The organism is Chryseobacterium candidae (genome assembly GCF_004916905.1).
Classification (GTDB): domain Bacteria; phylum Bacteroidota; class Bacteroidia; order Flavobacteriales; family Weeksellaceae; genus Chryseobacterium; species Chryseobacterium candidae.
In genome coordinates this window covers 33,457-56,976 of sequence record NZ_SDLV01000053.1, presented here as the reverse complement: position 1 = coordinate 56,976, position 23,520 = coordinate 33,457, and the positions used below count along the sequence as shown (strand labels likewise).

The 23,520-nt window shown below is 34.6% G+C and carries 19 protein-coding genes; 11 read left to right on the top strand and 8 right to left on the bottom strand.

The features are described 5' to 3' along the window. Window positions 1–289 precede the first annotated feature (289 nt). Window positions 290–628: a hypothetical protein gene (locus EK417_RS19070; RefSeq protein ID WP_076597510.1), complete on the top strand. Its 339-nt coding sequence runs from the start codon at window positions 290–292 to the stop codon at window positions 626–628. A 216-nt stretch (window positions 629–844) separates the two neighbouring features. Here EK417_RS19070 and EK417_RS19065 read toward each other — a convergent pair whose 3' ends face one another. Further along, a complete protein-coding gene (locus tag EK417_RS19065; RefSeq protein WP_136523062.1) occupies window positions 845–2,416 on the bottom strand; it encodes a M28 family peptidase in 1,572 nt (523 codons plus the stop codon). 277 nt (window positions 2,417–2,693) lie between these two features. Next, complete coding sequence (locus EK417_RS19060; RefSeq protein ID WP_076597882.1) at window positions 2,694–2,870, bottom strand: BF3379 family histone-like protein; 177 nt, start codon at window positions 2,868–2,870, stop codon at window positions 2,694–2,696. A 397-nt stretch (window positions 2,871–3,267) separates the two neighbouring features. Between EK417_RS19060 and EK417_RS19055 the strand changes: the two genes are divergently transcribed. The 5 genes from EK417_RS19055 to EK417_RS19035 all read left to right on the top strand — a co-directional run bounded on the left by EK417_RS19055 (window position 3,268) and on the right by EK417_RS19035 (window position 7,442). Then, a complete protein-coding gene (locus EK417_RS19055) occupies window positions 3,268–3,519 on the top strand; it encodes a hypothetical protein (RefSeq protein ID WP_136523061.1) in 252 nt (83 codons plus the stop codon). Window positions 3,520–3,677: 158 nt separating this feature from the next. Beyond that, a complete protein-coding gene (locus tag EK417_RS19050) occupies window positions 3,678–4,592 on the top strand; it encodes a helix-turn-helix domain-containing protein (protein WP_136523060.1) in 915 nt (304 codons plus the stop codon). Between the two features lie 88 nt (window positions 4,593–4,680). After that, window positions 4,681–5,886: an MFS transporter gene (locus EK417_RS19045; RefSeq protein ID WP_076597885.1), complete on the top strand. Its 1,206-nt coding sequence runs from the start codon at window positions 4,681–4,683 to the stop codon at window positions 5,884–5,886. Window positions 5,887–6,126: 240 nt separating this feature from the next. Further along, window positions 6,127–6,579 (top strand): MarR family winged helix-turn-helix transcriptional regulator, encoded by a 453-nt coding sequence (locus EK417_RS19040; protein WP_110366342.1) that lies wholly within the window; start codon window positions 6,127–6,129, stop codon window positions 6,577–6,579. A 20-nt stretch (window positions 6,580–6,599) separates the two neighbouring features. Continuing rightward, the gene (locus EK417_RS19035) at window positions 6,600–7,442 is read left to right on the top strand and encodes a universal stress protein (RefSeq protein WP_136523059.1); all 843 of its coding nucleotides are present in this window, start codon (window positions 6,600–6,602) and stop codon (window positions 7,440–7,442) included. 29 nt (window positions 7,443–7,471) lie between these two features. Here EK417_RS19035 and EK417_RS19030 read toward each other — a convergent pair whose 3' ends face one another. Both EK417_RS19030 and EK417_RS19025 read right to left on the bottom strand, forming a co-directional pair. Then, on the bottom strand, window positions 7,472–8,068 hold the full coding sequence (locus EK417_RS19030; RefSeq protein WP_110366344.1) for a Crp/Fnr family transcriptional regulator: 597 nt from the start codon (window positions 8,066–8,068) through the stop codon (window positions 7,472–7,474). Window positions 8,069–8,179: 111 nt separating this feature from the next. Continuing rightward, window positions 8,180–8,536, bottom strand: a complete 357-nt coding sequence (locus EK417_RS19025) for a winged helix-turn-helix transcriptional regulator (RefSeq protein ID WP_110366345.1) — start codon at window positions 8,534–8,536, stop codon at window positions 8,180–8,182. Between the two features lie 413 nt (window positions 8,537–8,949). On the opposite strand from EK417_RS19025, the gene EK417_RS19020 reads away from it, so the two are divergent. After that, on the top strand, window positions 8,950–11,229 hold the full coding sequence (locus tag EK417_RS19020; protein WP_136523058.1) for a patatin-like phospholipase family protein: 2,280 nt from the start codon (window positions 8,950–8,952) through the stop codon (window positions 11,227–11,229). Here EK417_RS19020 and EK417_RS19015 read toward each other — a convergent pair whose 3' ends face one another. Together EK417_RS19015 and EK417_RS19010 are read right to left on the bottom strand one after the other, a co-directional pair. Next, window positions 11,230–13,632 carry a leucine-rich repeat domain-containing protein gene (locus tag EK417_RS19015; RefSeq protein ID WP_136523057.1) on the bottom strand — a complete coding sequence of 801 codons (2,403 nt, stop codon included), beginning with the start codon at window positions 13,630–13,632 and terminating at the stop codon, window positions 11,230–11,232. Continuing rightward, window positions 13,629–15,065, bottom strand: coding sequence for a toll/interleukin-1 receptor domain-containing protein (locus EK417_RS19010; RefSeq protein WP_136523056.1), 1,437 nt, complete (start codon window positions 15,063–15,065; stop codon window positions 13,629–13,631). The genes EK417_RS19015 and EK417_RS19010 overlap by 4 nt, the downstream gene beginning before the upstream one ends. A 492-nt stretch (window positions 15,066–15,557) precedes the next feature. Here EK417_RS19010 and EK417_RS19005 point away from each other — a divergent pair, with 492 nt between their 5' ends. Genes EK417_RS19005 through EK417_RS18990 form a run of 4 tightly spaced genes read left to right on the top strand, consistent with a single transcriptional unit; the run spans window position 15,558 to window position 21,080 of the window. Continuing rightward, window positions 15,558–16,004 (top strand): hypothetical protein, encoded by a 447-nt coding sequence (locus tag EK417_RS19005; RefSeq protein ID WP_076597890.1) that lies wholly within the window; start codon window positions 15,558–15,560, stop codon window positions 16,002–16,004. Continuing rightward, on the top strand, window positions 16,001–18,076 hold the full coding sequence (locus EK417_RS19000) for a GMC oxidoreductase (RefSeq protein ID WP_136523055.1): 2,076 nt from the start codon (window positions 16,001–16,003) through the stop codon (window positions 18,074–18,076). Before EK417_RS19005 ends, EK417_RS19000 begins: the two co-directional genes overlap by 4 nt. A 4-nt stretch (window positions 18,077–18,080) precedes the next feature. Next, window positions 18,081–19,535: a ferritin-like domain-containing protein gene (locus tag EK417_RS18995; protein ID WP_136523054.1), complete on the top strand. Its 1,455-nt coding sequence runs from the start codon at window positions 18,081–18,083 to the stop codon at window positions 19,533–19,535. 18 nt (window positions 19,536–19,553) lie between these two features. Then, entirely contained in the window at window positions 19,554–21,080 is a 1,527-nt protein-coding gene (locus tag EK417_RS18990; RefSeq protein WP_136523053.1) for a peroxidase, FMP-type, read from the top strand. Window positions 21,081–21,161: 81 nt separating this feature from the next. Here the strand turns inward: EK417_RS18990 and EK417_RS18985 are convergent, their stop codons facing one another. Beyond that, a complete protein-coding gene (locus tag EK417_RS18985) occupies window positions 21,162–21,800 on the bottom strand; it encodes a TetR/AcrR family transcriptional regulator (RefSeq protein WP_076597894.1) in 639 nt (212 codons plus the stop codon). Between the two features lie 717 nt (window positions 21,801–22,517). Further along, complete coding sequence (locus tag EK417_RS18980) at window positions 22,518–23,156, bottom strand: TetR/AcrR family transcriptional regulator (protein WP_136523052.1); 639 nt, start codon at window positions 23,154–23,156, stop codon at window positions 22,518–22,520. Window positions 23,157–23,520 lie beyond the last annotated feature (364 nt).

Genomic DNA, 23,520 nt, shown 5'->3' with positions numbered 1-23,520 from the left:
ATGAAAACACAAACTACATACTTTTTATTAGCTAGTCAATCGTTTAGTTGATATTAAGACCAAGTCAAGTACTAGAGCCGTAAATGGTATTAAAGGATACAGCTGTTGTAAAGTTCAAAGGCAGTTTAGTTTATTATCTTCAGGCATTGAAAGCATTCTTATGATCGGTTGAGAAACGTTCCTGAATTAATTTACGAACTCTGGTATTTATTTTCATTCAAATACAGTTCATTAAAAAAGAACTATAAACTGATAAAATCTACATCATTATATTACAATTATATTACAAATGGATCATCACAAAAAATCTCCCTCAATGACACCTGATTATAAAAAAATTTACAGTGATATTGTCGATCTGAAACATCCGGAAAAGAAGCATGAATGTGCAAGGATTTTGGCCAAGAAAAACCTGTCAGCGTTTGATGTGATAGAAATTAATGGAATCATATTTAATTATAACCAGAACATTAAGGTCAATCAGTCCCACCGTTCTTACAATAAAGAAACGATCTGCAAAATTCTCGAGTATCAAAAAAAGAATTGCCTTAATAATACAAGGCTTGCTTTACATTTTAAGCTGAGCCGTAATACCGTAGCAAAATGGAAAAGTTTATTCAGTGTTTAATCAATTCACATGCAGGATAACAGAGTTTTATCTCTTTCCTTTTAGTTTCAGAGGAGGAGAAACATTCTAATTCTTAGAAAATTCATAATTAAAAATGCCGTTATTGGCTAAACATATATTATTTAACTAATAAATAATTGGTTTAGCCAATAACGGCAAAAAAAATAAGATATCAGAATATCACATCTGTTCTTCTATTGTTTCGAATCAAGAAAACTATTTATAGTCCTTAGAGCTTCTTCTGGGCTCTTTTAGTTCAGGCCATTTTACAGTCTCTCCTTTTTCATCCTGAGGCATTACTCTTTTTTCTCTGTTGCTGAATTCAGGATCTTCGGATGCCATATAAGCTAATGCTGCGGTTAAAATCACATTATTTTTCACCTCATCAAAAACGATTTTGTCATAAGTATCTTTCGTTGTATGCCATGTATATCCAAAATAGCCCCAGTTCAGAGAACCTAAAGATATTCCGGGTACTCCTGCTGCCACGAAAGAAGCATGATCAGAGCCACCACCTCCAGGCATTCCTGGAAAATCAGTTTTAATATGGCTTCTTACCGCTTTTGGAACCCCATCCAGCCATCTTCCTACATAGTCATAAGCTTTTACAAATCCTTGTCCGCTGATGTTGACAACACGTCCTGTTCCGTTATCCTGATTAAAAGCAGCCTGCACTCCTTTAATAATCTGAGGGTTATCTGCCACAAAACCTCTCGAACCATTGAGTCCCTGTTCCTCACTTCCCCAAAGTCCAATTACAATTGTTCTCTTGTTATCAGGATAATATTTCTTCAGAATTCTCATGGTTTCCAGCATCGTGATCGTTCCTGTTCCGTTATCTGTAGCTCCCTGAGCTCCGTCCCATGAGTCAAGGTGAGCGGAAAGAATCACATATTCATCAGGCTTTTCTTTTCCTTTGATCATTCCAATTGTATTGAAACTTTTAGCCTCAGGAAGTACTTTTGACTGAGCATCAATTTTAATTTTAGGCTGAGTTCCATTTTCTGCCATTCTATAAAGCATTCCATAGTCTTCCAAATCGATGTCGATCATTGGAATTCTGGTTGTTTTCGCACCAAATATTCTGTTAGCTCCCATAATACCAGTCCAGTTTGAAATGGCAATACCTGCCGCCCCTGCTTTTTCCAATGCTTCGGGAAGCGTGTTATTATCATACCCGATATTCTTTATATATGCTGCAAAATCTTTGGCAGCCTGATCTTTTTCAGCTTTAAGCTTTTCATACAATTCTGGCGTTGCAAATTCTTTGATCTGCTCATCAGAACGTCCGATTTTCTGGTATTGTGCCATCAGCACAATTTTTCCTTTCACCGATGGCAGCCATTGATCAAATTCAGCTTTAGAAGATACTTTCGGAAGAATAATCACTTCTGCCTCAATCGCTTTTTTTGTAGCCGGACTCCATGCCAGCTGTGTTGCAGAAAGGGATTTTATGCGCGGATATGTCATATCAACATGAGTAGTTCCTCTCTGCCATCCTTTCCATGTTCCGAACTGCTGAAGATTGGCATCTACTCCCCAGGAGCGAAGCTTATTGGCACTCCATTCGTTGGCTGCAAGCATTTCAGGAGTTCCTACAAGGCGGGGACCTATCCCATCCAACAGTTCAGAGGCCAGATTTTCCAGCTGAGAATTATTATTAACTTCATCTACAAAACTTTTTACGACAGGGCTAAGCCTTTCTTTTGGGTCAACCTTTACCTGAGCCCATGAAAACTGAGCAGCCAGCACTACTGCAGGCACTGCCAAAAATCTATTTATCCTCATAATATATATTGATTGGTTTAAAGATAAAAGAAATTGAGGAGATAGTGAAAAATTAAGTGAGAAAAGAGACTTTTAAATCATATTATCAATATTTTCATTAAAAATAAATGATAAAAATTCATCAATAACTACAATATAAAAAAAAAACATCAATACAACAGTCTTTTTGATCTTTTGAAATGGTAATCCGTTTTCTGTGGGAATATCTGATTTCAAATAAAACTCTATTGAATTCAGGCCATAAAAAAACCGGCTTCAAAAGCCGGTTAATGGTGAATTATTTCTTAGCTTCTTCTACAGAAACTTTTCTGAATTCTTTGAACAGTTTGCTAAGTTCTAAAGCTGCTTTACGAGCTCTTGTACCAGCTGCCTTGTTTCCTTTTTCCGCTTGTTGGTTTGCCTCAGTTGTGAACGCTTCAAATTCTACGTTGATTTTTTCAATTAGTTCTTTCATTTATTTAAAAATTTAGGGTGCAAATATAGGTTTTATGGTGATTCCAGCCTAATTGTGTCGAAAAAAAATAGTGGATTAAATAATTTTTTTTTGTCTTTTTCAAATTCAATTTAATTTTTAAAATAAAATCAAATTATTATAGAATACAAGCCGTGTAATCGGATTTCATACAATGCATGAGTTCAGTTCTAAGTAAGTCATTAAAAATCAACATCAATCGATAAAAATTATGATAATTCTGTATTACAATATTCTTATATACATCACTTGATTTTATACAATTCTTCTTAATAACTTTATAACTCTTAGCGCTTTAAAATTGCAGCTCTATTCTATTTCTATCATTATTTTATACTAAAAATTTAATGATACAGGATATTTTAAACAAATAATTTCTGTGCCAGTGGCATTTTCACCAACTGTATCCTTTTTGAATGGATTAATCCTTATAATTTTAAATAAAAAAGATCCCGTGGATATCATTTCAAAATTTACAGTAGGTTCTGAAGAGGGAATTTCTGATCTTATACCTATTATTGATTCTTCTCTTTATGCATTACAAAAAGAATGTAAAAACCGGACCTTTTCAACTGCCGTCTCATTATTTTGGAACTGGAGATTAATAAAGGTTAATCCAGCCACTTTTTAACCATAGATGTTCTAGATATTTGCATATATAATAGGGTATATCATTTTTTAGTTTTGCAACTATTGAGGAAGACTATAATTCTAATTTCTATTATCTCATTTAAAATTATTTTGAATGAATAATACTTTACCTATCTTTGATTTTTATAATTTCTACTTATGAGTGATCAGCTGGAAACGATAGAAGATTATTACAGACGCATCCGTAAAGATCAGATCAAAATATTTGATTCTGAGGATTTTGAAACCGGAAAATCCCATTTTAATATTTCCATGCGGAGATACTGCAGTTTTAAAAGTCCTTACAACCGTCGTGATTATTATAAAATAAGCTTTATCATTGGAAAAGGGACTATTCATTATGGCGCACATCAGTTGTTTATAGACGGTCCAGCTTTATTCTTCCCTTCTCCAAGCATTCCTTATTCATGGGAGTGCGAAAGTGATTTTCAGGAAGGGTATTTCTGTTTGTTCAACCAGGAGTTTTTTAATGGAAATTCAGAATTTAATCTGTTTAAAAAAACTTCCATGTTCAAAGAATGGAGCAAACCTGTTGTTTTTCTCAATGAAGAACAGACCCAGCTGGCCACTTTGTATTTTGATCAGATCTACAGAATGAATAATTCTACGTATCCTTTCCGTTGCAGCAGTATCAAAAGCAATCTTGCCTCTGTAATGCATCTGGCACTGGAAAACCGTATGGAAGATATCAATCCTAATGAGCTTCCCGCCAATGTACGTCTGTATAAATTATTCGATGAATTGCTCAACAAACAGTTTCCTCTGGACTCTCCTGCTTATCCGCTGGCCTTAAAAACACCTTCTGATTTTGCCGCACATCTGAACGTACATGTCAATCATCTGAACTCTTCCGTGAAATCTGTAACCAACCTTACAACCACACAGATCATTAAAGAAAAGATGTTTGAAGAGTCTAAAAACCTGCTGAAATATACCAATTGGGATATTGCCCAGATAGGTTATACTCTGGGGTTTGATCAGCCTGCCCATTTTAATAATTTCTTTAAAAAGCATGCACGGACTTCACCCTTAAAATTTAAGAACCTGCCATAATATTTGATTTTTGCAATTTTTACTTTGTCTTTTAAAATTCATTTTTATATTTCCTGACTTATTTTTGCAGTGTAAAAAATGAATGAATATGTTGAGAGAAGCATCTGAACAACGAATCAGATTAATTACCATTATGGCTTTCGTGTCTATCCCGCTTTCCGGTTTTGTCACGGATATTTATTTACCATCGTTCCCTTCTATGGCAAAAGAGATGATGGTTTCGGAAAAAGATATTCAGATTACACTGACATCATATCTGCTGAGCTACGGGATTTCCCAATTATTTGTAGGGGGAATTCTTGACAGCATTGGCCGCTACCGTCCCAAACTGATAGCCTTATTCCTTTTAATACTTACCAGTATTTTAATTACAATGACCAACAGTATTTTACTGATCTGTCTGCTTCGTATTCTTCAGGGAGCTGCAGTTTCAGTACTTGTTGTGGCTACGCGTGCTATCTTTGTGGATATTTATGATGCGGAAAGGGTAAAGCATTATCTGAGCTACTTCACCATTGTATGGTCCTGCGGTCCTATTCTGGCTCCTTTCCTTGGAGGATATCTTGAGAAAATCTTTAACTGGCATGCGAATTTTTATTTTTTGGCCGCTTATGCAGGATTTCTGTTTCTTTTTGAGTGGTTTTTTAGTGAAGAGAGTCTTCCCCAGAAAAAGAAACTGGATCTTTCAGAGAATATAAGTCTTTACAAAATGATGTTGAAAAACAGGATTTTCATGTTGGGGATTTTCATTTTAGGACTGAGCTACTCTATCGTAATGTTATTCAATATTACCGGACCATTTATCATTGAAAACACTTTTCATTTTACTCCGGTAGTGATTGGCTACTGTACCCTGATCTTAGGATTCTCATGGATGATTGGAGGATTTATAGGAAAACGCAGACTGACTTTGGATTTTAAACCAAGAATTCTACAGCCTATACTTTTACAGCTGATTCTGATTGCAGCATTGATCACCACCAGCTATTTTGCAGAAAGCCTTTTCATTATGATTCCTTTTGCCTTTTTCATTCATATCTGTTCCGGAATTTTATTTACCTCTTTTTTTACGACAAGTATGCTTTACTTTCCTAAAAATGCAGGAACAGCCGGAGGTTTAATGGGTGGATTGGTATATGTGATCACTTCGGTAACCAGTTTTATCATTTCTGTAAGTGGCACTGTAACTGATCAAATGGGGCTGTCCTGGCGATATCTGATCATTGCATGTTTTCTTTTGGGAATTATCCTTATTATGAATCAGGCTGTAAAAAAAGAAAAAGCAGGGAATTAATCTCTGCTTTTTTTATTTCTGTTTTACCCATTCATCAATGCCTTTTCTTATACCATTACATCACCATCCTACAATGCTGATTTCTATAGGTTTAATTGGCTGTTTTATCTTTTTGACAGAATATTTCATCCTCAATTAGTTTTAATTAAAACTAATTTTCCGTATATTTGATAGGATAAGTTTACTACAAGACCTGTTAAGATAAAACTTATCCTATTAAATCATTATTATCAAAATATAATGTCTGCAAAACAGAATAACATATCAGAACTGGCTCTGGAACTTGGTCTGGCAATGAGCGAAATGAAAAGCCGTCTCCGGCAGAAAATCCGGAACAGCATTAATGAATATGATCCGGATCTTTCTTTTGAACTGATCGAAATTCTGGGATTGCTTTCACGAAATGACGGAATCAATCAACAGGAAATAGGAAATAAAGTGAGTAAAGACAAATCAAGCATTACGTATCTCATCAACAGTCTTGTAAAAAGAGATTTGGTGGAAAGAACAGCTGATAAGAATGACAGGAGAAATAAACAGATCTTTTTGACTCCTAAGGGTAAACAGATTGTAGAAACAGTTTATCCATGGGCATTGAATCTTTATAAAAAAGCTGTTGACGGTATTGACGAGGCAGAGGTCACCAAAGCACTCCTTTTGGTAAAAAAAATGACAGCTAACCTGGAAGAATAAGCATTAAAAGATGATACAAAATGAGAACAATTCTTGTACCTGTTGATTTTACATCAACTACGGAAAATGCAGTAAGCGTTGCCGCAGACTGGGCAAAAACCTACGAATATCAAAATATTATCCTTCTCAAAACAGCGGGAGAATCTGAGTTTGATTATCTGCACATCGCAGAAGGGCATTCATTTGTGAATGAAGAAAGTGTGAACAACCTGTTGCAAAGGACTGAATTGTTATTTGATCAGCTAGCGGATATCATCACTGAAAAATCAACTGAAATAAAGGTTTCCAGGGTATTGAGTGATTGGACACTGACAAGGAGTATCAATGAGCTTTTAAAAAACCAGCCTTCTGTAGACCTGATTATTCTGGGAAGTGATGATCAGACTTCTTTCACTGAGAGTTTTGTTTCTGAGAATATTATCAGTATTGCCAGAACAAGTCCTGTGAAAACATTAATTGTTCCTAACAGTTACCATTATTCGCCTATTAAGAATATATTTATTCCCTGTGATATTAAGGGTATTAAAAGATTAGAAAGACTGTTCCATCAAAAATCTCTTATTCATAAACAAGATGTTCGTCTTTCATTTTTAAATATCAATACCTCCGAAAAAGAGGATAAGAACCAGAAAAAAGAACTGGAAGATTATATACGTGAACATCTAACGGAAATTCCAAGCAGTATCTATTATTCTCATGATGAAAATATTATACAAGGTATCTTAAACTTTGCGGCATCTGACAAATCAGATCTTATTATTGCGCTTCCCGGTAAACACAGCTTTTTGTATTATCTGGCAAGCAGAAGTATCTCCGAGGGAATTTACCAAAATACCTTCCAGCCTGTTTTAATTTTAAAATAATCAGAAAACTGAAAATAAATTACCGAAAACTAATAATAAATTTTTGTGCTTTCAATTTTAACCATTTTCTGCTCTTCCATTTTCTTGACATACCGGATCACTGTCTCCACCCGAAGACCGGTTAAGGTTGCTATTTGCTGCCTGGTGTAGGGAATCAGAAATGAATAGGCTTCTTCAAATCCGAAATATTTTTTAATATGATCAAAAAGCTTCATAAGTTTTATAATAGGATCCGAAATTGCCAGAAAGCTGGAAATCATATACCTGAAATGCATTCTGTCCGCTATATATTTATTAATTTCAAGTAGTAATTCAGGATTTACCAGTAGTATTTCGAGAAGTTTGGTTCCGGAAATTCTGATAATTTCACAGCTGGTAACCGCAATAGCATTGATGGCATAATGATGATCGGTAAACAAATAGCTTTCACCAATGCAATGTCCATCAAAAGGAAGTCCATGAACAAATTCTTTTCCATCTTCCAAAAACGTATTCAGTTTTACTGTACCTTGTCTGATCTGGAAATAATATTTTGCTGCTACACCTTCCTGAAAAATGGCATCTCCTGCCTCATAACTTTCCAGAGTGGCTCCGTGGGAAAATAATAATTCTTCGCTTATGACCATTTTCTTATTATTAATTTGAGTAAAAATATTTAAAGTGTAAGCAATGCTGTAACTTATCAAATACCAACAAACAGTATTTTCTAACGTCAACACTACTCTTCTGACCTGATATCAGACTGTAATTTTCTTTTTATGCTTTGCTCCCCAATCTGCCAGTGCTGCAATAACATCTTTCAGTGACTCGCTATATTCCGTGGGAACATATTCTACCAGAACCGGCTTCTGATCTGCAATAACGGTTCTTTCTACCAAATGATTAACCTCCAGCTTTTTCAATTCACTGGATAATACTCTTGCTGAAATTCCGCTGATGGTTCTCTGCAGTTCATTAAAGCGTGTATGCCCGCCCAGAATAGCAATCATTACCCGGATGGTCCATCTGCCTCCCAAGACATACAAAGCATCCTCTGTAGCAGACAGATGGGTACTGCATTGCGGCCTTGAATACACTATTTTTTCTTCTTCCATTGTCTTTGTTTTCACTAATTACTAACCTAAATGTTATTACTAACCTTTTAGTAACTACTATCTTTTTATTAGTAAATATAAATAATTTTGAAACATCCATTTATTATTATTTTTAAGGATATTAATTTCCCGATATTAAAATCCAGTTCTATATTCACTGCCACACTGATGTTGTTTAAACATTTATATTCATTATTTTAACCACAAAAGGCATAAAAGTTTTAAACACTTAAGTTTTTTGAGAACCAAGCCTTATGCGTGATAAGTACCCTAAGTTTTGAGAAAATCTTTGATTTTTCTCTTATGTGAACATTTCTTCATAATTGAACCGGAGCTTTTTATTTTGAAAATAAATGAACATAACAGTTATAATTATTTACAATAAAACAGTAAATTTATAAAAACTAACTACAATGGAAACAAAAACGATCAGATTAGGATTATGTCTTGCAGGTGCTGTATCTGCAGGTGCTTATACAGCAGGTGTGATGGATTATTTTATTGAAACATTGGAAAGATGGGAAAAAGAAAAAGAAAAAATCAGAACTAAATTAAAATGGAATGAAGAACTCACAGAAGCTGAAATAAAAGTTCCCCTTCATGATGTTGTTATCGAAATTATTTCAGGTGCATCTGCAGGCGGAATGACAGGTGCAATACTTGGTTACTCTTTTTGTGACAACACTTACTATAATAAAATTAATGACGAGGTCGCCCATTTTAATTATACTATTCCTGATCATACATTTCAAAAATCGAAATTATACCAATCTTGGATTGAAATGATGGATGATGATAAAAAAGGTATTAGTACCCTTGAAAAATTATTAGATGTCAGTGATCTTAAAAAAGAGAAGTTTTCATTATGGGATATGAAGTCATTTTTAAATTCACAGGTAATTGATGATATTGCCAAAGCTGCTGTTCCGAAAGGTAGCATCAATTACAATCCTCCTAACTTTATCAGTAAAAATCTTAATCTGCTTCTATCCGTAACAAATGTACAAGGAGTTCCTATTGATATCAAATTTGCAAACATCAGCCAGGATAACCCCACCAGAAATGTTTTAAGGATGCACAGTGGCTTTCTACATTATACATTTTCCACAAACACCCACATCGATATAAATTGTGATTTTCCATCAGATACTTTATGTGATGATAATAAAGAATATCTTTCTCATGCAGCCATGGCAACCGGCGCTTTTCCATTTGGCCTAAAAAACAGAATCATTCATGTTTCCCATGACTATTTTTTAAAATTTAAACAAAATTTACTTGACAAATACAAAATGGATGTTGCGATAGATCCTCAGGGAAAGCCATATTCATTCACTGCTGTAGATGGAGGAGCAATAAATAATGAGCCGCTAGGAACTGTGGTAAAATTAATGCAGTCCAAAATAAAAAACTATCATCAAAATGATAAAGCATATTATATTCTAGTAGATCCTTTTCCTAATATTACAAATGCTACCTCAATTCGTTCCCAGGAAGAAGTGACACAAAATAATTTAAAAGACCTAGTTTTTAAACTTATAGGAACTTTTAGAAATCAGTCTATGTTTAAACAGGAAGATATTCTGAGCGCGTTAGATATGGATCGCTCCAGATTTTTAATTTATCCTTCTAAAAGAGGATTTTATTTTTTGGCAAGTGGCTTAATAAGTGGATTTTCCGGTTTTTTCAAAAAATCTTTCAGAGAGCACGACTATCAGTTGGGCAGAAAAAACTGCCAGACTTTTTTAAGGTATTATTTCGGTAATGAATTTTCAGATTTTGAATCTGAAACGGGTATTTCACTTAATGCTGAACAGAAAAGAATCTTTGCCTATGACTCCAATTATAAAATACCTGAAAAAAATAAAAATTTCAGATTTCCATATATTCCTGATTTATTATTACTTGAGCATAAGCGTGAAGAGGAAATTCCGGTTCCCATTTACAATGGATTAAGTATAGAAGAGTTCAAAAAAATCAACAGAAAAATAGAAGAAAGATTAAAAATGATTGTTGATAATACCTACCCTTCAATTATAACACAGATAAAGAAGCAAAGTAAGATTGCAGGATTTGCAAGTTCATTGTTTTCTTCTTACATAAAAAGAAATATTTATAAAAGAATCAATGCGCCCATTACAGAATTTCTCAATAATACTTTTAAGCCTCAATGTATAAAACAGGAGGAGCTCATGGTTAAATATTCAGATTTCATATTAAAACATGGAAAACCTTATTATAAAATAAAAGGTGTATATGCAAAAGCTGCAGAATCCAGTCAGGAAATAAAATCTGTGATAGGAGGAAAAACGGAAACAGTGAATTATGCCGGAAAAGGAGACTATATTATTAAAAACGATACTGATCATAAAGAAAAGTATATCTTACTGAAAGACCAGTTTGATCAAAGGTATATTCCCGATGGAAATGAAACTGATCATGACGGTTATTTATTTTACCGCCCTGTTGAAATACCCGTACACGCCATTCAGTTAACGGCAGATAATATAGAAAAATATAATCTTACAGAATTCTACAATGTCTTAGATCCTAGAAAAGAAGCACACATAGAAGCCCAGTGGAATCAGAGCATGCTGGTGACTCAGGATGACTATTTAGTTCTTGCCTTTGATGAATCCGGGATATACCGAATAGAAAAAGAAGTATTTAAAGAAACTTATCAACCAGCTTAATTATTGGTTGATTATAATTCTCTTTTCATTTTTATTATAAAATTCTCCCTCGAGTTTTACAGGATTATTTTTAAAATCAATCTTTTCTAAAGCTGATGTGGAGAATTTTTCTTTTAATATATCTAAGGTAGGAAGCTCTGTTATAGTGCTATTATTCAGATAAAGTTTTTTCAAAGATTTTAGCTCCAAAGTAGCCAAAGGAAAATTATATAAAGGATTTCCTGATAAAGATAATGATTCTAATTTTTTTAGTTTTTTAATTTCGTCCGGAATGATCAGAATCTTATTATTATTCAATGTTAGAAATCTTAAAGATTCTACATTACAAAGCTCAACAGGAATTGAAGAGATAGAATTCTGATTCAGATACAATGCCTCCAGATTAGTTAACTTTGATATGTCTTTTGAAATTTTTGATATTTTATTATTCTGAAGATTAATCATATTAATCGTTTTAATATTTAAAATATTAGGAGGAATAGTTTCAAAATTATTGTCTTTCAGTTGTACATTTTCCAAATATTTGAGGGTTTTAACTTCGTCCGGAAGAATATTAATCCCTTTATCCTCCAACCCAATTCTTCTACTGGTTATTACACCTGTAGAATCTTGTCTTGCTTTTTTCCATTCGTCGAAAGCTAATATCGATGCATAATAACTACTTTTAATACTGTAAATTTTGGAAGGATTTCCTTTATGCTTATTTATATATAAAACAACTCTTTCATAATTCTTCATTGCTTTCTCATATTCACCAACAGCAAAAAGGGAATCACCTCTTAATCCGGCCATTAAAGTATCCTGAACAGTTCTACTCTCATATTTCCCCCTGACATCCTTATCTGTATAAGTACCTGTCAAACAATAAAATATAATTGCATTTTTGAAATCTTTATTTTCAAGAAACTGCATATAGTAATCATCTTTTTGGTCAACAGAAGCCAGAGAATTTATTATCGAAACAATTGCTGAGTCCTTAGATTTAAAACGAGGTGCATAGATTATCCATAGTATAATCAAACCTATAATCAGTATTGCAAATGCCAAACGAAAGCGCCATAATTTTTTCATATTCCGTTTTAGGTTGCTGCTTGCCTTTTCGGCTTTTTCATTTACTTTTCTCACTTCGTCAGCAACTCGGGCCCTTTCTTCAATTCTTAATATATCGTTCTTTACAGAATCAACCAATCTATCATGGGTAAGTTGGTAAAATGTATTTCCATCAGAAATCACTTCTCTTATTAACCCTTCTTTTTTGAGAATAAGTATTGCTTTTGTAGGATTTCCTTCAGGAATTTTAGTTGTGATAACAAGATCTCTTCTTCCGGTGGAAATTAATTGAGGAACAATAATCTGCTTTACATCAAAGACTTCGCTATCTTTTAGTCCAATATTATAAGAAACAATATCCCAGCAGTCATTATAAAACTTCCAGATGATATCTGAAACCTCCGGAATATCATTTTCCTCAATGACAGTTTTTCCTTTTCCTATCACAATATTTCTTTCTATATCACGAGCAATGATCTGGAGCTGGATTGGATCTACCAAATGAGTATCATAATCAGCAATTTTTTCAATCAAACCTTTTAGAATATTGTCATTTTTAAAATGGAATGGTTTGGAATAATAATCCCCTTCGATAATTGCAGGTTCATAAATTGCATTGAAAGCATCTTCTAAAGAAAGTGGTTCAATTGCAAAATCATTTTTTAAAATATCAGGAAAAAGATCACTAAACTGTGTCATTACCCCCAACTTATCTTCTCTTACAACAAACAAGCATTTTGCTCTGTTCGGAACACTTAAAAAGTTGTATTCCTCCTGAACAGGAATGTCAGAATTAATTTTTACATTAAGATTATCCTCAATGATTAGATAAATTTCTGGTGGAATTTTTGAACCGAGTAGATAAAACAATTCTTTTTTAAAACCTTCAATCTGTTTTTTAGTAAAAATCTGTATGTTTTCAAATTGATCAAAAATCAACACCAAATACTTATTCTGTTTTTCACATCGTTTATTCAAAACCCATAATGATGTTATATCATCCGGAATAAGAGTAAAAAGATTCTTTTTTAATGAAGGAACTTCTTCATAAACCTTATTGAATACAAAATCAGTCAGCAGGTTATTACTCTTGTCATTAATAATTTCTGTAAGCTTTATTTCAATGGGGATAATTTCACACGAAACCTCATCATTATACTTATCTATAATTGGCAGCAATCCCGCCTGGATCAATGAACTCTTTCCAATTCCTGAGTCAGCGTGAAAGACAGTTGTTTTATTCAGAAGCAATCTGTTAAAAAGGTTCTGAGAATCATCATCTCTTCCTTTAAATAAGGATGCGTCTTTTTTTGAATAAGAATTCAATCCGGGGAACCTATAATTGGTACTCATAGCTCTTCTTTCATTTTAATGATTAACTGTAAGATAAAATCATCAAGTAGCTCCTCTGCAATATTGTTCACATCCACTACATAATTATTCAGATCAGAAATATTTTTAATAAATTTTTTAATAAAATCCCTGATAAGTACATATCCTATAATTCTTTCCTGATCAGCTCCTTCTCTGGATGCTGTTTCAGTAAGTTTACCCTGCCAATAATCATAGTAGTACTGCATCCCTACATCAATGTTTTTAAAGTCAAGAATGAGATCATTTGTAATCAAAATATAAAATACTCTTTCATCGAATTTATGATGTTCATTTACCCTCAATGCCTCAGTCATACAATAATATGATTTCAGATAGTCTTCACTGATCATCATAATCACAATCTTTCCTTTTCCAATTCGCGTCATAAAAGAATCAATACTTTGACCATATCCCAAATCCTGAGTATCATATAGTAACTGTAATTCGGTCTGGGCATTTTCATTGATATTCATTTCCGACACCTTATTTTTAAATCGTTCCACAAGAGTTTCCAGAAACATTTTATTTCTTCTATTATATGAAATAAAGGAACTAAATTTATCCTGCATGCCTGTATCCCTTAACAGATCAGTTGCTGGTGTATTGTTAATGATCTGAATAAGCCTGTTTAATATTTGAAGAGGAGGACTATCTGTAATACTTATACCTAGAGGTTTTGTCATTATAGAATTGATCATTTTATCCTTTACATATTGTGGACTACTACTTAGTCTGATTTTATTAGGATCTATGATCTTTTCATTAAATATTTTATAAGTAAGCAATTGATAAGCCCAGGAATCAAACCTAAAACCCAGAAAGAGAAAACTATTTGCCTTTTGTAAATATGTCCGGATTGCATTGGGAAAAGAGTTTTGAGGAAGAATCTCCTGCATCCTTCTATATAAAAGGCCATGAGAAATAATCAAACTCTGAGGGTCTGAAGATTTGCCAAAAACATTATAAATTAAAGGCTGATCTTTATTAAATGTAATATTCTTATTCTCATCCTGATCCCCTTCAAAATAATCTTCCTGAACATTATTATCCAACTTGTGTAAATAGTGGAATAATGATTCGTCCGGGGAAGCATTTATAATTAATGGGAATTTTATTTTGGAAATTGTTTCCAATAATTGAACATCTCCATCTCCCGAATAAAACTTTCTGACATTTTGCTGTATTTTAAACCTATCCTCATCCTGAAATATCATTACACCATCAGTAGGAAAAAAAGTTATGCCAGTGTTTTCTTTCTGAAGCTTGAGAAAAAACTCTGTCCTATCTATTACTCTATTTTCAATCTCATCACTCATATAAATGTCTGGTCCCAAAACCAAAACACATCTTTGCTGTGATAAACTGGCTATAGTAATAGACAAAAGATCTTGTAAATTATCATTTTCATACATATTGGTTTTAGTTTTTTATGATATAACTATCACTATAAAGTTAGTATTTTTTAACACAGGAACAAACAAAAACATTAACAAAACAACGTTATGTTGAAAAAATCAATAAAATATCAAAAAAAACAATTCATTGTTACATTATATCTGTTATTAATTCTTATTCTGGACAAACATCTGAAAACAACCTGTCAAATTATTTAAAGTAATTCTAAACCAAGTGAAAACAAAACCTCTTGAAACTACTTTACGTAAAGGTTTTGTTACAAAAAATTAAAAGCAAATAAAAGCAAATTACGTAGAAATACTGAATCGTATCTGATGGGATCTGATTAATTTCGGATAAACAAAATTGACAACTATGGATCGCTTGAAATACATTCAATCATTTCGGAAAAAGAGGTGGTATCTGAAAAATCAGCAGCTGTAGATCAATAGGCTTGATCATCTCCTGATAAAAGGAGTTGAAGATATCTAACCCAAATTTTTTACGAAATGAATATTATTAACAAAATTCTCAACGTCGACGATTATTATTTCGACGTGTTTATGTCTATCTCGGAAGCGCTTACCGGGTTTACGGTGAACGAACTTCAGTCAACAGGGCTTGCAGAAACTTATTATACCTATGTTTTAAAAAGTCTGGAAGCAGCAACTTTCGTGGAATTCCTTACCGTTTCTAAAAATATTCTTGAAAATTCTTCCGGTGAAGAGGGATTAAAAAAAGCCATACAATCTGAAATTATCAGCAACCCGGGAATGAATGACATTTCCGGAAAAGTAATTACCATGTGGTATCTGGGAACCTGGGAAGGGGCCTATATCAATGATCTTTCTTATAAGGAAGGTCTTGTCTGGAATCTGATGCACTCCCATCCTCCGGGAGCCAAACAGCCAGGATATAAATCATGGAATATTAAACCCGTAAACACCCACTCATGAGCCAGACTAATAACAAAAAAGATGTGATCATCGTAGGAACGGGGATCGCAGGATCATTGATCGCAAAGATATTGTCCGATCATGTATTTGACGTAACCAAAGGAAAAATGATCCATCGTGCAGATGCCGGAAAATCGGATAATGTCAAAGAAATATCAATACTCATGTATGAGGCGGGGCTGGAAGCAGGTATTGAACTGGATTCTGTATCCTCAATGACCACTTATAATGAATATATCCGTACTTTTTACAGAGAGGAAGCCAAAGTTCCCAATTCTCCTTATCCAAATTTAAAGCAAGCTCCTTCTCCAAATGTTCTCGATATGGAACATATTGTTCAGCCGTATCCCGATAAAAAAGGCTATCTGGTACAATTTGGGCCGATGCCATTCGCAAGTGATGCGATAAGAGTAGGAGGCGGAACTACGCTTCACTGGCTGGGAACGACTCCAAGAATGCTTCCCAACGATTTCAGGCTTACTGAAAAATACGGCATTACTATTCCAAAGCCGGATTCTGATGAAAAAACTCCTGTCAACTGGCCAATAAGCTATGAAGAATTAAGACCCTACTATGAGATGGCGGAATTTGAAATCGGAGTTTCCGGGGATGTTTCCAGACAAGAATATCCTATTGATGAGAATATGGAAGAGTATTATGGAAACTATGTCTTCCCGATGGAAGAAATTCCTCAGAGTTATATGGATCATAAGATTATTGAGGGACTTAAAGGCACCAGCGTGAAACTAAGCTCCGGAGAGATTCCTTTAATGATGGTACCATCTCCACAGGGAAGAAACTCCATTCCAAATCCAAAATACGGAAAAACAAAGATCATCAAAGCTGAACCGAAAGATTCAGGATATCAACTGATATTAGACAGCTCTGAAAAAGAAGAATACAAAGCCCTTGGCTCTGTGTGGAATCCTTATATGGGAGAACGCTGTGAAGGAAACGCTTCCTGTGTTCCGATCTGTCCTGTTCAGGCGAAATACAATGCTTTAAAAACATTAAAAAAAGCTTTGTATAAACTTAATGATAATGAAAATCTTAAGCGCAATCCATACATGCAGATTCAGGCACAGAGTGTGGTTTACAGGCTAAGCATTGACCCAAATGATAAAGATAAAATCTCCAAGGTTCATTTAAGAAAATATACTTCAAAAGAGAAAACAGATTTTATTGAAGAATCCGTTGATACCTCAGATGCTATTGTAATTTTGGCTGCTAACGCTTTTGAAAATCCAAAAATCCTACTGAACTCCAAATATACCGTTAACAACGTTGTAAAGACGGCCGCTAACAGCAGTGATCAGGTAGGAAGAAACCTTATGGATCATATGGTAATGCTGACATGGGGACTTTTCCCTGAACCTGTTTATCCTTACAGAGGTCCCGGTTCTACCACAAACATTTCGTCATTCCGTGACGGGGATTTCAGAAGTGAATTTTCAGCATGGATTTCTCCGCTTGACAATTGGGGATGGGGATGGCCGGCATTTTCTCCGGGATCCGATGTCGGAGAATTTATCGGCAAAGGTCTTTTCGGTGCAGAATTAAGAAAAGAACTTACCAACAGGCTTTCAAAACAGGTTTTATTCCATTTTGAAATAGAACAGTTACCTAATCCCAATAACAGGGTTACCATTAACGATCAATATCTGGATGTACTTGGAATTCCACGTCCTGTTATTCATTATGAACTGACAGAGTACGAAATGAAAGCTATGGAGCAGGCAAAAGATGCTTCGGATCAAATGTTTAAAAAATTAAACATTAAGGATTTCACAAAATATACAGAGAAAGACAAAAACTCTGTGATATACAATAAGAAAAGATATTCTTACAACGGAGCGGGTCATATCGTAGGAACTCACAGAATGGGTTCTAAAGCTGAAGATTCTGTAACCAACAGCTATTGTAAAACCTGGGATCATCCGAATTTATACGTCGTAGGAGCAGGAAATATGACTACGCTGGGAACTTCAAACCCTACTTTAACATTATCAGCATTCACGATCCGTTCGGTGGAATCTATCCTTGCTGATCTTGAAATTCTACTTAAAAAATAACAACATGAGACAAAGACTTATCAATAAAACAGCACAGCCACAGGAAACCTTATTAGCAGCAGGAAGAATGGCCGCAAGAAGCGCCGTGGTTACAGAAGCCATTTCATTACCTTCTTTATTATTTGATTCAACATTGAGCAAAGAAGACTGGATAGAGGGATTAAAACATCAAAGCAAAACACTGACTAATCTTTTATTGAATGATCAGATTGAAGATTTTAATGCCTATCTGGAAGCTCAGTTCGGTTCATTAGCTCCGGAATTTAAAAACGGGATAACGGAAATTGATTACAAACCGATTTTACAAGACCTATTGCAAACGGCCATTCTTATTGAACATTCTACCATTCCTCCTTACCTTACAGCTTTATACTCAATCAAGGATGGAACTAACGCTCTGGCTTCACAAATTATCAGAAGTGTTGCTGTAGAAGAAATGCTTCACCTGATTATGGTTTGTAACGTTCTGAATGCAATTGATATCCAGCCTTCTGTAAACAAACAGGAGAACTACCCTACCTATCCGATGAAATTACCAATGAATGTGGATTTCTACGTAGGGCTTGAAACATTTTCAAGCAACAGTATTGCTACATTTATTGCAATTGAAAGTCCAAGCCAGCCTTTGGTAAAAGCTCCCAAATATGATTACGAAACCGATTCTTCCGCATTATATTCTCAAAGGGCAGCATTACAGGAAAACAACTTCTGGACTCTTGAAAATATGAAAGGTTTCATCATGGAAAATGTACACACCATTGGTGAATATTATGATGTCTTATTCTTCTATATAGTTATTTTCCAAATCATTGCTTATTACAAAGAGCATGGAAAATTTCCAACAAATTTTGAGGAATTAAATACCGGAGGAATTTTCACCGGAAACCCGGCAAAACAGATCCGTCCAGAGCAATATTATGGAAGTGGCGGAAAATTACATTCTGTAGAAGCTTTAGCCGGAGTCATTGCTGTTTTCCAGGAAATTAAGGGCCAGGGTGAAGGTGCTGATGATTCTATTTTTGATGTAGATCCATCTCAGTTTGAAGAAGGGGTTGAACTGGCACATTATTTCAGATTTAAAGAAGTTTTCCATGAACATTTCTATCTGGGAGGAAACTATGAGCCTTTCATGGATGAAAACGGGATGATGCCTGTAACAACGCCGCCTACAGGAAAAGATCTTCCGGTAGACTGGAACGAAGCCTATCCTATGAAACCTAATCCTAAACTGGAAGATTATATCAGAAACAAAGAATTACACGCCCAGGGTGTGGAGTTTAATAAAACTTACCGACGTCTATTAGATGCCATACAAAGTGCCGTAGAAGGAAATCAGAGAGAACTGGAGAAATCTATTATGTACATGTATGCTTTGAAAGAACAGGCTGTTAATCTGATGAAACAACCATTAGATGCGCAGACTAATGCCGGGCCAACTTTCGAATACATCAATCTATAATCATAAAAACGATATATCATGCTTAAAAGAAAAAAAGAAAGTCCCGAAGCGGGAGGCGAACAGTTATTCCGCAAAATGCCTGGTCAGAATGAAATTAATCTGGCTGAAATAATGGATGGATATTCAAAACTTCTTATTGATGATCCGGTAAGACCATTCAGAGAAGACAATCTGCAGGCCATTGAAAATAATGTAAATTATGGAGTTCTGGCTGCACTGGATGGTACCTGGGTAAGCTATAATGTCAATTACAATAAAGATATTCCAAAACCATCATTAGCAAGCGGAATACATACCACCATTATGCCTTCCCCCGGAACCAATTCAGGAACAATACCCGGAAAATTCGCTTTTGACAGTGAAGAATATATTGAGAAACTGACATTTTCCATCGTTCCGGGAGGAGTACGTAACCGTGGAGGTGCCAGTGAACTTTTCTGCGGAGCAGTTAAATACGAACAAAGCATTAAAAGTGTTAATGCTATACCAGGACAGGATGGTCTGAAATATACCCCCATCCACGAAGAAAACGGAATGTACCTATGGCTGAGTGATGTCTATAATCATGCAGCAACGAAAGAATCTATTGAAAGAGACCGTGGTATTCATGCCGTTTCAACAGAAGATGCCAAATATGGATATACCGGCGAGTACAGGGATGAGCCTTTACTAAGGATAACACCGGACGAAGATGCCAACCCCCAATATATTCTTCAAAGCCAGCTGCAACCGGGACAGCTTTATTATGAAATTATTCCGGCCCAGGAAATAAAGCCGGGAGCAGGGCTTGATGGTCCTTATTTTATTCCGGACTACTCTATCTCCCGAAGCGGAGTTATTCCTCATGGAAGTACCATTACTTTGCTTGGAGATATTATTCCTCAAAATAAGGATAACACAACGTACTATTTAATTGAAGGTTCTCCTCAGTTCCCTTATGGTAAAGAAGCATGGGAAACCAATCATCTTTCAATTTCACGTACAATGGGAAATGCAGGAGTAACGCCAGAAGAAATCATTGACCTTGATAAACCTGCACCGGATTGGGTTCATGAAACACTGGACGACAAGAATGATCCGGGTTCAAACAAGATTTATACCCAGAGAATACTGGCTGATGATTTATATCCTTACTCTGTGCGCCCTGATCTGAGACTTAGGGACACATTAAGAGGTCAGAAAGTCAGTAATTATGTTCATGTGAGAATGTCTTCCAAAATGAAGACCGGAGCACAGGGAGGAGTTCTGAATGTTCCTTTTGTCAACCGTTTTGTTCCTACCGTTGAGGTAGATATGGATATGTGGATAGAGACAGTGATTGAAGATGGAAAAGAGATTCTTCAACTTCAGTATGAGCAGATTGTATTCTTTGAATTTGATTTCGGAAATGATGGAGGTACTACAAGCTGGCCTCACATCCAGGTAAACACCCTTCGTAAGATACAGGATATTCCTGAAGAGCAGAGAAAGGTAATTGAAGAGCAGTACTTTACTACGGATGGAAATGCTGTTACAGCTTCAGGCTGTCCTTATCATAAAGGATAGAATACTCATCAATAAAATAAAAAATAAGGGGCAGTGATTTGCCCCTTGTTATGTTCTTTACAATTTATCTTTATTAAAGGATTAAAGGTTATCATAGGTCTGATCTACCATAAAGGATATCGCTTTTTTAATCTTTTCGCGCCCTTCAGGAGTGTTGGTATCGATGCCGCAGAAAATGCTTCCGTTTAGAGAAGCAAACATATTCAGGTAATAAAGCCCTGAAACCATGATCGCCATAATCGCACGGTATGTTTCCAATTTATCTTTGAAACGGGATTCCATCAACAGTTTAAAGATAAATTCTCCGTTTTCTTCCTGTGTATCAATCAGTTTCTTCAATGATTTTCTGGGCTCAGAGATGGTCCATAACAAAAGCTTCTGGGCTTCTTTATTGTTATACACATAATCAAACTGGGAAAGCAGCATATGCTCAATAAATTCTCTGCCTCCATCTTCAAGATTCGGTTTCATTTTTTCCACTTCCTCGCTGGTTACTTTTACCCAGAAATCCTGTGTACGGACATATTCGTCCATCAGGCCATCCATTCCTCCAAAATAGGTATAGATCATTTTTTTATCCACTCCGGCAGTAGCAGCGATATCATTAATCTTCAACCCCGCATGTCCCTTCGTTTTCAGTATTTTTCCAACAGCATCCAAAAACTTCTTTTTGCTGCGTTCCTTATTCCTAATACTACCTGATGCTGACTTTCTTTCCATGATTAAACATTCAATATACAAGTTTAAGAATTTTTTTTATCATTTTAGACACCAACAAGTGTCTAATTTAATTTGTTTGTATATATTTGTACAAACTAAAACCATTATATATATAAACACTACCGAAGTTAAAAAATTAAAAACTATTCAGACTGTATCGTTAGTTCCCTCAGTTTAAAATATTTCGAACATCAACGACTGAGGTAAAAACACAACCAGCAGCATCATTTTTCCATAGTGATGCTGCTTTTTTATATAAAATACCAGCCTGATATTAAATAAAATACTTTCCTATAGATATTTTTTATCACTATTTTTTTATTTAAGACACTCTTTACCTTAGAAATGTTTTCTGTTGTATTTTATAACCTAAACTGAGCCTATCGTATCATTTAAGAGAAGTTTTTACATAGACAACGAAAAATAACATACTGAATTTCAAAATATTAAGTAAAAATAAGAAAAATTTTAAAATTTTACACACTTTGAAGTGTCTTATTTTATATATTTGTATAAACTAAAACCAACTGCATATTTTAAAACACTATTAGGTTGAAAAATAAGACAATCCAAATTGTATTATTCGGTTCCCTTACTTTAAGACAATTTCAAATACGAAATAACTAAGGAAGAAACACAACTTATAGACAGACCATTAGCTTTATTTCTAATGGTTTTGTTTTTTTATAACAGTTTCAATTTTCAAAAATAAGAATTTTACAGGCTTTTATAGGTATGATGTAACATGAAAGAAATCGCTTTCCTGATCTTATCCCGTCCTTTAGGGCAGTCAACATCTATTCCACAGAAAATACTTCCATTCATTGCCGCATACATATTCAGGTAATAAAGCCCCGAAAACATAATGGCCATAATGGAGCGTACATGTTCAGCATTATTTTTAAAATGGGAATCCATCAAAAGCTTGAAAATATATTCTCCGTTTTGTTCCTGGGTTTCGGTGAGTTTTTTTAAAGATTTACGGGGTTCTGATAAGCGCCAGAGAATTAGCTTTTGCACTTCTTTGCTTGAATAAACATAGTCAAATTGGGATAAAAGCATTTCTTCTATGAAAGATTTCCCTCTGTCATACAATTTAGGTTTTATTTTCTCAGTTTCCTGAATGGTTACTTTGCTCCAGAAATCCTGTGAAAGGATATACTCATCAATCAAGCCGTCTATCCCTCCAAAATATGAATAAATCATTTTCTTATCCACCCCGGCTGTAGCAGCAATACTATTCACTTTCAAAGCAGTATATCCTTTTGTTCTCAGTATTTTTCCAACCGCATCCAAAAATTTTTTTTTACTGCGTTCCTTGTTCCTGATACTTCCTGCAACAGACTTTCTTTCCATAATAAACTTTCAAACTTACAAGTTTATGATTTTTTTTTCATTTTAGACACTTTTTAGTGTCTAAATTTATATATTTGCAGAAACTAATAACCATTTTATATAAACAGACAATCAGAGTTGTGAGGTTGAGAGAGATCAGATTGCACCGTTAGTTCCCTCAGTATAAATATTCTAATATTCCATTACTGAGGTAAAACATTACTCTGGCAGCATCATTATCATATAATGGTGCTGCTTTTATTAATAAAGCATGTTTTTTTACCCATTACATATAAGTAAATACTTTATTTCTTGGCTGTAGATTTATCCAAACCTAATTTTCAGAATTTTGCTATTCTCTTACAACGCCCTATTAGAAAGGATT